This is a genomic window from Sutterella sp. (assembly GCF_030539355.1).
Taxonomy (GTDB): Bacteria; Pseudomonadota; Gammaproteobacteria; order Burkholderiales; family Burkholderiaceae_F; genus Sutterella.
In genome coordinates, this window is record NZ_JAUNSF010000099.1 from 1 (window position 1) to 11,278 (window position 11,278).

At 62.2% G+C, this 11,278-nt stretch carries 10 protein-coding genes; 5 read left to right on the plus strand and 5 right to left on the minus strand.

Annotated features, from left to right (window positions below):
- Nucleotides 1–21 precede the first annotated feature (21 nt).
- Nucleotides 22–912: an AraC family transcriptional regulator gene (locus Q4F91_RS11060; RefSeq protein ID WP_303337680.1), complete on the minus strand. Its 891-nt coding sequence runs from the start codon at nucleotides 910–912 to the stop codon at nucleotides 22–24.
- Nucleotides 913–1,140: 228 nt separating this feature from the next.
- Here Q4F91_RS11060 and Q4F91_RS11065 point away from each other — a divergent pair, with 228 nt between their 5' ends.
- The 4 genes from Q4F91_RS11065 to Q4F91_RS11080 all read left to right on the plus strand — a co-directional run bounded on the left by Q4F91_RS11065 (nucleotide 1,141) and on the right by Q4F91_RS11080 (nucleotide 4,869).
- A complete protein-coding gene (locus Q4F91_RS11065) occupies nucleotides 1,141–1,635 on the plus strand; it encodes a cupin domain-containing protein (protein WP_303337682.1) in 495 nt (164 codons plus the stop codon).
- A gap of 5 nt (nucleotides 1,636–1,640) precedes the next feature.
- Nucleotides 1,641–2,372 (plus strand): carboxymuconolactone decarboxylase family protein, encoded by a 732-nt coding sequence (locus Q4F91_RS11070; protein WP_303337684.1) that lies wholly within the window; start codon nucleotides 1,641–1,643, stop codon nucleotides 2,370–2,372.
- A 171-nt stretch (nucleotides 2,373–2,543) separates the two neighbouring features.
- A complete protein-coding gene (locus Q4F91_RS11075; protein ID WP_303337686.1) occupies nucleotides 2,544–3,578 on the plus strand; it encodes an alpha/beta hydrolase in 1,035 nt (344 codons plus the stop codon).
- Nucleotides 3,579–3,849: 271 nt separating this feature from the next.
- On the plus strand, nucleotides 3,850–4,869 hold the full coding sequence (locus Q4F91_RS11080) for a hypothetical protein (RefSeq protein WP_303337688.1): 1,020 nt from the start codon (nucleotides 3,850–3,852) through the stop codon (nucleotides 4,867–4,869).
- A gap of 87 nt (nucleotides 4,870–4,956) precedes the next feature.
- Here the strand turns inward: Q4F91_RS11080 and Q4F91_RS11085 are convergent, their stop codons facing one another.
- From Q4F91_RS11085 to Q4F91_RS11095, 3 genes are all read right to left on the minus strand, one after another.
- Complete coding sequence (locus tag Q4F91_RS11085) at nucleotides 4,957–5,862, minus strand: AraC family transcriptional regulator (RefSeq protein WP_303337690.1); 906 nt, start codon at nucleotides 5,860–5,862, stop codon at nucleotides 4,957–4,959.
- A gap of 289 nt (nucleotides 5,863–6,151) precedes the next feature.
- A complete protein-coding gene (locus Q4F91_RS11090) occupies nucleotides 6,152–7,072 on the minus strand; it encodes a HipA domain-containing protein (protein ID WP_303337692.1) in 921 nt (306 codons plus the stop codon).
- A gap of 619 nt (nucleotides 7,073–7,691) precedes the next feature.
- Nucleotides 7,692–8,006, minus strand: a complete 315-nt coding sequence (locus tag Q4F91_RS11095; RefSeq protein ID WP_303337694.1) for a helix-turn-helix domain-containing protein — start codon at nucleotides 8,004–8,006, stop codon at nucleotides 7,692–7,694.
- A 1,431-nt stretch (nucleotides 8,007–9,437) separates the two neighbouring features.
- Here Q4F91_RS11095 and Q4F91_RS11100 point away from each other — a divergent pair.
- Nucleotides 9,438–10,067 (plus strand): NAD(P)-dependent oxidoreductase, encoded by a 630-nt coding sequence (locus tag Q4F91_RS11100; RefSeq protein ID WP_303337696.1) that lies wholly within the window; start codon nucleotides 9,438–9,440, stop codon nucleotides 10,065–10,067.
- A 148-nt stretch (nucleotides 10,068–10,215) separates the two neighbouring features.
- Here Q4F91_RS11100 and Q4F91_RS11105 read toward each other — a convergent pair whose 3' ends face one another.
- A complete protein-coding gene (locus Q4F91_RS11105) occupies nucleotides 10,216–11,118 on the minus strand; it encodes a DMT family transporter (RefSeq protein ID WP_303337699.1) in 903 nt (300 codons plus the stop codon).
- Nucleotides 11,119–11,278 lie beyond the last annotated feature (160 nt).

Below are 11,278 nucleotides of genomic sequence, written 5' to 3' on the forward strand. Positions count from 1 at the left end.
TTTTTTGAAGTCGGAAAGCGGTCACGCGGCCGCGGCGAAGCCGTTCCTCGCGTCCTCACGGGGCGAGAGCCCGAAGAATCGCCGGTAATCATTGGTGAACTGCGAGGCGCTTGCGTACCCGACCTCGAAGGCCGCGGCCGAGACGGAACGGCGGCCGCTTCTCAGCAGACTACGCCCCTCGTAGAGCCGCATGAGCTTCTGGTACTGGATCGGCGAGTGTCCGGTGATCTGTTTGAAATGGCGATGGAATGAAGCCTCCGAGAGCCCGACGCGGCCCGCAAGGTCGGCGACGACGAGCTGCCCGCGGAAGTCCGACTTGATGAGGCTCACGGCACGGGCGATCTGGCTCGCGTGCGACCCGTAGGCGCAGATGCTGCGGAGCCACTCGCCCTGCGGGCCGAGGAGGAGCCGCGCATGGAGCTCGCGCACGAGAATCGGCGCGAGCACGGGGATCTCCGCCGGGCGCTCCGTGAGCTCGAGAAGCCTTAGGAACACGTCGGCGATTGCCTCCGTCGCGGGCGAGACGAAGAAGGGCTGGCCGGGCGGCTCGGAGGCGGGCCGGCCGGGGGCGAGCGTGAGCGCGAGCTCCGTCATCAGATCGCGGTTGAGCTCGAGCACCGCGGCGATGAAGGGCCGCTCGGGCGAGGCCTCCTCGACGGTCGTGAAGGACGGGAAGTCTATGCAGGTCGTGACGACGTCGCCCGTGCCGTAGACATGCTCGGTGGTGCCCACCACGGTGCGCTTGCGGCCCTGGAGCGCGAGCGCGACGTAGGGCTTCTGGAACGAGCGCTGCTCGCCCGCCCGGGTTCTCACCACGACGGCGAGGCCCGGAACCGGCGTCGCGTTGAAGCCGGCGGCACCGCCCGCCAGCCTGCAGCGGGCCATGACCGCGGCCGCGGTCCGTTCAGTCATTCTGTCGTTCATATATGTCAATCCTGTGGGAGGAGAGAGAACTCCCCCGGGGAGGGCGGCCCGGGGCAGTGCCGCAGGCTGAAGCATACACTCTGATCTGCCTGATTCTCGCCTAGTGACAGGATTTAGCAGATATCAGCGGGTAATCCGGCTTTTTCATAGGTTCTCTGTTTCTAAACTGCAGGTGTCGCAAGTGAAGCGATCCACTGAAGAAAAGAGGGAAACACCATGAAGCACGCCACGAAACTCGCCGCCGCCGCCGTCGGCATCGCCGCCCTGATGGGCTCGGCCGTCGCCGCAGGGCCCGGCCACACCGTCACGCATCCCGGGGACACGCCCTCGCGCACGGGCGGCCACGAGACCTTCACGGGCGCCGTGCGCCACGACAGCATCGCGCGCCGCGACGATCTCAACCCGTTCACCGTCTCTGTCGTGACGTTCGAGCCGGGCGCCCGCACCTTCTGGCACACGCACCCCGCCGGACAGCGCCTCGTGATCCTCACGGGCGAGGGCCTCATCGGCACGCCCGACGGCAAGGTCGAGCGCGTGCACCCGGGCGACATCGTCTGGTGTCCGCCGGGGCTCAAGCACTGGCACGGCGCGACGCCCACGACCGCGATGAGCCACATGGCCATCACCGCCTTCAAGGACGGGAAGAACGTCACCTGGATGGAGGAGGTCTCGGCCGAACAGTACGTCTATCCGGAAACGAAGAAGGAGTGAAAGAAATGCAAGTCCGTCGTCAGATCATGAATGCCGTCCTGCTCGCCGCCGCAGCAGCTTTTTCGGCAGGTTCCGCCGCCGCGGCCGATGCGCTTTCCCCCTCCCAGGAGGCGATCGTCGCGATCGCGGCCCACACCGCCTCGGGGAACCTCGACGCGCTGCGCACCGGTCTCGTGAAGGGGCTCGAAAGCGGCCTCACCGTGAATGAGATCAAGGAAGTGCTCGTGCAGCTCTATGCCTACACGGGCTTCCCGAGGAGCCTCAACGCCATCAACACCTTCATGAAGGTTATGGACGAGCGCGGCAAGGTCGGGATCCAGGACCCCGTCGGAAAGGAGCCCTCGCCCGTGCCGAACAACATCAACAAGGACGAGTACGGTGCGCAGATGCGCGCGAAACTCGGCGGCCGCGCCGTGATACCGCCGCCCTCGGGCTACCAGCTCTTCGCGCCCGCGATCGACACGTTCCTCAAGGAGCATCTCTTCTGTGACATCTTCATCCGCGACAACCTTGACCACCCGAGCCGCGAGCTCGCCACGGTCGGGGCCCTCGCCGGCATGACCGGCACCGCGGGACAGATGACCTTCCACATGGGCGCCGCCATGAACACCGGCATCACGGCCGGGCAGATGCGCGGACTCGTGCAGGTGATCCGCACCGAGTGCGGCGCCGAGCGCGCCGATGCGGCCGGAGCCGTGCTCGAGCGCGTCCTCGCGAGCCGCGCCGCGAAGAAGTGAGGCGTCATTTGAATGATGACGCTCTCCGTCCTCGGAAAAGGGCCGCGCCACTCTTGCCTGGGCGGCCCGCCCGGGACACTGTCTGAACATTTCAGCCGGGTCTTCCTCGGACTCGATCCGACTGAAACAGAACGGATTGTTCTGAAAACATACTGAAAAGGAGTTCAAACCATGAACCGTCGCAATGCTCTCAAGACCATGACCGTCCTCTCGGCCTCCGTCCCCGGCATCTCCGCCGTGATGGCCGCGCCCGCGGCCCCCGCCGCAGGCAACGCTCCGGACGCCGACAACTTCTACAGAAGCGCCTCGGTCGTCACCGAAACGGTCCGTTTCAAGGACATCTACGGCTTCGAGCGGGCGGGGAGCCTGTGCCTGCCGAAGACGCTCGACCGGTCGGCGAAGAACGCCGCGATCGCGATCAGCCATCCGCACGGCGCCGTACGCCAGCAGGCCGCGCTTCTTTACGCGCAGAAACTCGCCGAGACGGGCTTCGTCACGCTCGCCTTCGATCACTACGGCTGGGGCGAGAGCGGCGGCAATCCCCGCGGCCAGATCTGCCCGGATCTTTATGTCGAGGGTTATTCCGCCGCGGTGGATTATCTTGGCACGCTCCCCTATGTCGGTCGCGAGCGCATCGGCGTGCTCGGCATCTGTGCCTCGGGCGCCTTCGCGCTCGCTGCGGCGAAGATGGATGCCCGCATCAGGTCGGTCGCGACCGTCTCCATGTACGACATGGGCGAGTACTTCCGCACCGGTGTGCGCGGCGACCGTCCGGAGAGTCGTCTGCGCGAGGACCTGAAGCGCATCGGCGAATTCCGCTGGAAGCAGGTTGATTCGGGGGCGCCCGCCTACGGTCCCGGCCAGAACGATCCGGGCTTCGTCGAGTCGGTCGAGTCGAACGCCTACTACCGCACGCCGCGCGGTGAATACGCTCCGAATGACCGCCGCATGACGCCTGCGAGCTACGTGAAGTTCCTGAGTTTCTTCCCCTTCGAGAACATCGATCTGATCTCGCCGCGCCCGATCCTGATGGTGGTGGGCGACGCCGCCCCGTCGCGCCACTACACCGACCAGGCCTTTGCGGCGGCCGCCGAGCCCAAGGAGCGTTTTGTCGTCGAGGGCGCCAACCGCACGGACCTCTACGACCGCGTGAACATGATTCCGTTTGCGAAGCTCGGCGACTTCTTCACGAAGAGTCTCGCCTGACGTTCACCTGAGACATCGGACGGCCGCGGCAGGCCGTCCGGAAGTAATCAAAGAGACGACAGCAGCGCCAGCGAAGGGCACCGGACGAGGCACCGGTGCCCGTCTTCCGTATGGAACATGAATATTTTCACTATTTAAATGGGTTGATTTTTTGATATTATCAAGATAAAATAATTGAAATTTGACACTTCCCAATTCATCATGATAATATCCGGAGTTATTCCGTATTTCCGATGAAAAGAGAAGGACTGGGAGGTGCACCGTGAGCCTGATGGACATTATCAGGAAGAGCGAATCCGCGGCGGAGGCTGAGCCGGAGGAGACTGAATTCGATGCGGAGGAGTCGCGACTTGACGACGACTGGCTGAGGACCTGTCTGCTCACGATCGTCGAGGGCGGGGAGGAGATCACAGGCATCGACGTGCCCCCGGCCGACATCGCTGCACTCGGCATCGTGTTCCCGACGAGCGCCGAGGAATACCGGGCATTTTTCCGGAAACACACGCTCTTCGACCATGTGCTCGGACTCATGCGGGAGATGCCGAATCCCTGGGGGTTCCGCATCGGACGCAGCGGGGTCGACTGCGCCGCGGCGGTCACGATCCTCACGCAGCCCGGCAACTTCGAGTACTTCCTCGCGTACGTCCGCGTCCACAAGGGCGGGCCGCGGCCGAACTACGGGTTCGTGAAGGTCGAGGTCGGCTTTGACGAGATTGTCTTCCGGCGGCATCAGATTCCCCAGAGCTGGTACTCGCCTGTGCTGAGGCGCTTCGACATTGAGGAGGAAATCTCCGACGAGGAGATCGCCTTCTCCGATCTCAAGGACGGCTGCGATCGCGTGGGGGACTGGTTCATCACGCCGGTCGATGAACACGCCGGCCAGATTGACCGTTTCACGTTCGACGCGGAGGCACCCGAGGAGCGGATGATGGTGCTCACGCACTCGCAGCACCTGCTCTCGGATCTGCTGGTTGTCCGGGATTGTCCGGCGGTGACGACGGGAATGGGAGGACGCCGGAAGAGGGCGGTCGAGCTGAGCTTCTCGCTTGACGGCGGTTCCTGGCGGAGCATGGAGACATCGGCCGAGTGGTCGGAGAACACAAACGCGGTTCTGATTCCGCTCGACTTCGACCTGCACGTGGACATGGACACGCTCTGCTCTTCCGTCGGGATCCGCTTCCGCTGCGAAGCGCTCGGCATCGACGCCGAATTCTCGCTCGACGGCTTCGCCGACACCCTGCTCCGGGCGTACCGGGCGATCCCGCCCTGGAGCACCCAGCCCATCCTGTAGACAGATTCAAAAAACGGAGCCGGGGACACCGGCTCCGATGATGAATTTTGTTATACAGAGCCCTCCCTGGAGAGGAGGGCATTCCGGTCAGGCGGCCTCGTCCGTGCCCTCGGCGGTGAAGCCTGCCCTGATGTCTTCTCGCGGGGACATGCCGAAGAAGCGGCGGTAGTCGTTCGTGAACTGCGACGAGCTCGCGTAGCCCACCTCGTAGGCGGCGCCCGAGACGCTCTTCCTGCCGCTCTTCAGAATGAGCCGGCCTTCGTAGAGACGCAGGATCTTCTGGTACTGAATGGGTGTATGACCCGTGCAGGCCTTGAAGTGCCGGTGGAAACTTGCCTCGGAGAGGCCGACGCGGCGGGCGACGTCGGCGACGGTGAGCGGCTGACGGAAGTCGTTCTTGATGAGCGTCACGGCGCGGGCGATCTGGTTCGAGTGCGTGCCGACCGAGCAGACGCCGCGGATCCAGCCGCCCAGGGGGGAGAGCAGAAGGCGGGCGTGCAGCTCCCGGGTGAGAATCGGCGCGAGGAGCGGAATGTCGTCCGGTGTTTCGGTGAGTTCAAGTAGTCTCAGGTAGCTCGCGGCAATGCTGTCCGAGCAGGACGAGACGAAGAAGGGCTGGCCGCCCGCTTCCTCGGGGAGACTCTGCTCGGTGAGCTGCAATGAAAGCTCCGTCATCAGATCGCGGTTCATCTCGAGCACCACCGAGAGGAAGGGCTTCTCGGGCGAGGCTTCCTCGATCGTCGTGAAGGAAGGAAAGTCGATGCAGGTGACGACGATGTCGCCCGGACCGTAGGTGTGCTCGACCGAACCGACGGCCGTACGCTTTCTTCCCTGAAGAACGACCGCGACATAGGGATTCTGGAAGGAGCGCTTTTCGCCGGCGGCGATGCGGCGGACGCAGGCGAGACCCGGCACGGCGGTCGGGATGAAGCCGACCTCGGGCGTGAGTCTCCGGCAGAAATCGGCGAGCGAACGGGCGATGTCGGCTCTCATGACGGGCTCCTCAACGGATGAACTGTTGAAATTCTATCAAGCGGAGAGGATTCGGGAGACGGTAAAAAACCTTCTGAAACGATCTGATCCTGCAGAACAGTAGGAGATTCTTGAGATCTGCAGAAAAGAGAGAATCTGCACTTTTCTGACATGGCTGCGGAAAATCGGCTTTCGGATGAGCTGCCGGACGGCAGCTCCTGCAAATATAGATAGGTCCGCGCCCGGCAGTCCGAAGGGTTTGTGACAGATCCTGACATCTGCCAACTTTTTTTTCGCGGTTTCCTCCGAATTACATGGCTTCGAAGCCCGGACGAAGGATTTCGATCTCACCGGGGTCGGCGCCGAGGGCAAGCGCGCGGTCCTGCCAGTCGGCGATCGAGCGGCGCATCGAAAGGGCGGTGGTCTTGGCGTCCCGCAGCGTGAGTCCGAAGTACCGGCAGAGCGCGATCGCATCCTCAATGCTCGTGAGGGTCCTGCGGCCGTCGACGGTCATGGGTCTGGGGGCCCCGGTCTGAGGCGAAAATCCATGCGTTTTCGCAATGCGCCAGCCCAGATCCGTACGGTAGAACAGCCATTTTGCGCCTGAGGTTTCCGACCCCGTGAGCAGGATGAAGACCATGCGGCGCCAGAGTTCGGGCAGGTCCTCGGTCGGCGCGGTGCCGTCGGCGTTGAGGATGTCGGCCATGCCGAGCCAGGTCGCGGTGTAGGAGGGGGAGAGGGTCCGGGCCGAGAGCGTCAGCACCTCGCCCGATTCGTCACGGTCCACACGCTCGGTGAAGAGCATCTGCTCGCCCGAGATCTGGGCGGTTTTGGTATGCGCGACACGCAGACCGCAGTCACGGGCGAGGTCCATCAGAAGGCCGCGCCAGAGCGGAACGTTGATCATGTCGGCCTCGTGGCCGAGCGTCAGCACAGCTTCGCTTGATTCCGAGAGCACGACGAAGGCGGAGTGTTTTCCCGGGAGCGTCGTCGCCTGGGCGAGGGTGATCAGGTTCTTCTGCTTCTGCCGGCCGCGGCCGAGAGAGTGCCTGGCGTAGAGCATGGGCTCGACCGACTGGGAGGCACCGGGAACTTTTGCCGGCGACCCGGCGGGCGTTCCGTCGAGGAAGAAGCTCAGGCCGCCCGCGTGCGCGGAGGCCGACGGCAGCAGCACCGCGGCCCTCTCCTCATTTCCGGCGTCCTCGAACCCCTCTGCCAGATGACTCCCCATTTTTTTTGCCGTTTCAAAAACGGCCACCGAATCGGGCCCCAGAGCACGGTCCGCCATGAATCCGAATATCTTTCGACCCTTTAATGGCGTCATTACTTTCGATTGCAATGGCAAATCAGATCCAATTGAGAAGCCTGATTCAATCCATTCCGGACTGTATCTGAATCTGGGCAACTGCGGTGCAATTGCCGAGGCTCTCTCCATACTTTTTGATTTCTGTGCCTTACGGACAGAACCCGTCCCATTCACTCGCGAACCCGATCCTCGGCCTTTAGCGGTCATTCCGCCGGTTTTCCCCGGTTCCTGGCTCCATTCGTCCTCATCGCTGTCGAAGAGTGCTTCGGTGGCATCCTCGGTTTCCTTTTCGACGGGAAGGAGAGGGCAGAAAAGCTCACCCACAAGAGGTGAATCCGGAAGCGCAGTGGCACGGACCTCCCAGCGGCGAAAAGAGGAAGAAGTCGATCGAGTCATGTGAACCTCTTCAGAAGGATGAGGAACGAGAATATGTGGTTATGGCGAAGTGCGCCGACTGAAGTGAAGCCCAGGAAAATATCCTGTTTCTCAGATGTACCGGGAAAGAGGAAGAGGGGAGTTCCATCGGAGTGCTTCCGCAGGGAATTCAGAGAGCGGCAGGCTTCTTCTTCAGGCGGATGCGCTGGGGAAGGTTGCGTTCCTCCAGAAGAAGACCGGCCTCGTCCTCGCCTGCGGAGGCAAGTTGCGTGAGACGTGAGAGAAGACCGATCGACTGCAGCACGGAGGCAATGTTGCCAATGGAGACTCCCGGATCGCCTTTCTCAATCTTGGAGAGCGTGTTTAGTGAAATTCCTGATCGCTCAGCCACGATTGCCTGTGGAAGACGGCGCTTGAGTCGCGCGGAACGAATGTCCGTGCCGAGAGCACGCAGAGATTCCTCGACGGCGAGAGAAGGGCGCATAACATCTCCTAAAAGCAATGTTAACCTAGGGAATACGCAGGATTATGCGAATTATAGTTCATCCTGGTGGAGTTCGCCATTCGGCCTCCGGCAGCCCGGGAACCCCTGAAAAAGGACGCCCCGGAGGGTCCGGACGGTCGTTGTCAGGATGCTTAAAGCTGACTTTAGCACATGTAAAGTGCTTTAACATGCATCATACGATGGGTTAAAATTTCCTCGGCCTCGCTCCGGACCCGCCGGAGGCCCTTTTCGCCGCTCCGGCGAGTGTCTCCACTCTTCTGCGGCGGTTCTGAATTCGCCTCCCTGCGGAATGACTTCACTCCTCGCCGGCCGCTCCGGCCGGCCCGGGCCCTCCCCTGCCCTGCCGGAATATGCGCCTCCGGAGCCTCCAGACGGCTGGCTGCCGCGGCACCGGCTGTGTCACGATGTTCTGCACTCCTGGATCAGTGACACCCCAGGAATGAATGATGCTGTCGTTACCGGGCTTTAGTCTCTTCTTCAACCTGAGTCATTGCTGTGGATATCCTGTGAATCAGACTGTGAACATGTCGGAATCGATGATTGAGAACAAACGCTCTGCCGCTTGTGCTCCTGGTTGAACAGTCCTGTCAGTGCCTTCCTTTTCGGATGAAGCGGAGCGGAGTTCTTCAGTACAGTTCGTCAGCAGACGAATGAGAAGAAAGATGACGATCTCGTTCTCAATGAGAGAAGTGTTCGGCATAGTCAGATTAAGAAACTTCCGGTCCCGGAAGATCGAGTCGTAAGAAGAATTGAACCCTGATAAGTCCTTCCAGTGAAAGTCATGAAACGGATTGAGTGACTGAATTGAGTCAGTCACAAGGTTCATTGATGTGAACGTCTCTTCTGTTTGTCTTCTCCATTCTTCTTTGGATGTCAATTGATCATTTGTCTCGGTGTTCAATCGGTGTCGCGATGGTTTCTCAGTTTCTCTCTCCTGCGCCTCATTGCGGTACTCCAGCTTTCATTCCGAGGATTTCTCAATGAAGAGATCAGGCCGAGTTGTCAGTGAGGGGTCCAACGGATCCAGTCCGCCATTTCCCCGGCGCGGGTCCCCCGGGGCACGGGTTTCCGTGTTCGTTTTCTCCGGTGTCTGAGGTGCCATGGAATTCCTCACAGGGCCTTGATTTCAGGATGACGCCCTTCCGATTTCTCATTTCACCGCCCGGGCATCTCCTCCCCGTTTTGTCCTTCCCGTCCGGCCGGCGCTGTCGTCCGCACGGTCCTTACAAAGCGATACAAATCGTTCGACATCGAACCAAAGTATTTGGGTTCAAAGACAGTGACCCAGGGTCTATGATGTCATCAAACGTTCGATATCAAACCAATTTCCTTCAGGCCGGATCCGGAGCTTTTCTTCTCCTTTCACCGGATTCCCTCTGAAGGATGACATTTTCAAGAGGAACCATCATCATGAAGAAAATCGCAGTCATCGGTGCCAACGGCAAGGCCGGCAGCCTCATCACCGCCGAGGCGGTCGCCCGTGGTTTTGACGTCACCGCCATCGTGCGCGGCGAGAACAGATCCGCCGCTCCGAAGGCGATCATCCGTGACGTGCTCGATGTCACGCTCACGGATCTCCAGGGGCTCGACGCCGTCGTGCTCGCGATCGGCGTCTGGACGCCTGAGGCGATGCCGCTCCACCGCAAGGCGGCCCTGCACCTCGCCGAGCTCCTCGGGGGCACCGACACGCGTCTCGTCGTCGTCTCGGGCGCGGGCAGCCTCTACGTCAATCCCGAGCACACGCTGCAGCTCGTCGACACGCCGGAGTTCCCCGAGGCCTACAAGCCCGTCGCCAACGGCATGCGCGCCCAGTACGACGCGCTGCGCGAGCAGGAGGACCTTGACTGGCTCTGCGTGAGCCCGGCCGCCGTGTTCCTCCCGGACGGCCCGCGCACGGGGAAGTACGTGCTCACGGACTCGAATTTCTCGGTGAACGCCGAGGGAAAGAGCGAGGTGAGCTACGCCGACTACGCCATCGGCTTCGTCGATGAGCTCGAGAAGGCGGAGCACCACCGCGAGCTCGTCTCGATCCGCTGGTAATCACTTTTTGCACCCCCGCGGCCGCCGCCTGAAATCCCTTCACGGGCGGCGGCCCGCGAGCCGCATAAGAAGAGGCCTCACGACTTTCGCCGTGAGGCCTCTCGCTGTATCAGTCGGCGGACTCGGTCAGCCCGCCGGGATTCTTTTCTCAGAAGCGCTTGGCCATCTCGCGGGCGACGCGGGCAAGGCCCGTCTGGGCGCAGAAGACGCCGCAGAGGATCATGGCGGCGCCCATGATGCCGATGTAGCTCCAGACCTCGTCGAGCATCCAGATGCCGGCGACGATCGCGACGACCGGCCAGAGGAAGACGTAGGCACGGGCCGCCGTGGCGCCGACTCCCTGCTCGGCGTACTGCCAGAGGCTGTGGCCGATCGCGGTGACGACGAGGGCGAGGAAGAGGAAGTTGCCGATCACGACCGGATCCTGCATCAGGACGGCCTCGGTCGGGCCCTCGTTGAAGAAGAAGGGCAGCGAGAAGATCACGCCGTAGCCGGTGGCCTTGCGCAGCACCAGCAGCGGATTAAGGTCGCCGAGGGCGCGCACGACGAGCGAATAGAAGGCGAAGGCGCAGGCGGCGATGATGCCGAGCCAGAAGCCCTTCGTCGCGCACTCATGCATGATGACCGCGTCGAAGTAGACGAGCGCCGAGCCGGTGGCGCAGGCGACGATGCCGAGGAAGGTCATCCAGTGCATCTTGAGGGTGCGCAGTGCAAAGAGCGCGAGGATGCCCGAGATCGCCGGGCCCATGCAGACGAGGACGGCGGTCGTGGAGGCCTGGCCCGTGACGAGGGCCTGGTTCTGCAGGCCGTAGGAGAGGGGCACCGAGGCGATGCCGACGAGCGCCACAACGATCTCGTTGCGGACCGAGCCCGCGAAGAGATCCTTCGGGGCGATGAGGATGAGGAGGCCGTAGGCCAGCACGGCGCGCATCGCGACGACGGCCCAGGGGCCCATGCCGTAGCCGTAGAGCACCTTGGTGCTCACAAAGGAAAGCCCCCAGCAGCAAACGACGAAGAGGGCGAGGAAGTGGTAGAGCCAGCTGTTGCGCATGGATGAAAGAAACTCTTTGGTCAGGTTGACGCCGAGGCGGAACGAATTTTCGCGCGGCGCAGACTGTCAATTTTAGCAGTTTGCCGCGGAATTTCCTTGAGTTTTCAGGGCTAACGCATGAGATTTCAGTGGGCCGCCCCTTGACTTCCGCCTGCGGTCA

Bases quoted from the DNA above. Each gene is read 5' to 3' on its own strand.
- Q4F91_RS11060 (WP_303337680.1), bottom strand. From the start codon at position 912: ATGACTGAACGGACCGCGGCCGCGGTCATGGCCCGCTGCAGGCTGGCG.
- Q4F91_RS11065 (WP_303337682.1), top strand. From the start codon at position 1,141: ATGAAGCACGCCACGAAACTCGCCGCCGCCGCCGTCGGCATCGCCGCC.
- Q4F91_RS11070 (WP_303337684.1), top strand. From the start codon at position 1,641: ATGCAAGTCCGTCGTCAGATCATGAATGCCGTCCTGCTCGCCGCCGCA.
- Q4F91_RS11075 (WP_303337686.1), top strand. From the start codon at position 2,544: ATGAACCGTCGCAATGCTCTCAAGACCATGACCGTCCTCTCGGCCTCC.
- Q4F91_RS11080 (WP_303337688.1), top strand. From the start codon at position 3,850: ATGGACATTATCAGGAAGAGCGAATCCGCGGCGGAGGCTGAGCCGGAG.
- Q4F91_RS11085 (WP_303337690.1), bottom strand. From the start codon at position 5,862: ATGAGAGCCGACATCGCCCGTTCGCTCGCCGATTTCTGCCGGAGACTC.
- Q4F91_RS11090 (WP_303337692.1), bottom strand. From the start codon at position 7,072: ATGGGGAGTCATCTGGCAGAGGGGTTCGAGGACGCCGGAAATGAGGAG.
- Q4F91_RS11095 (WP_303337694.1), bottom strand. From the start codon at position 8,006: ATGCGCCCTTCTCTCGCCGTCGAGGAATCTCTGCGTGCTCTCGGCACG.
- Q4F91_RS11100 (WP_303337696.1), top strand. From the start codon at position 9,438: ATGAAGAAAATCGCAGTCATCGGTGCCAACGGCAAGGCCGGCAGCCTC.
- Q4F91_RS11105 (WP_303337699.1), bottom strand. From the start codon at position 11,118: ATGCGCAACAGCTGGCTCTACCACTTCCTCGCCCTCTTCGTCGTTTGC.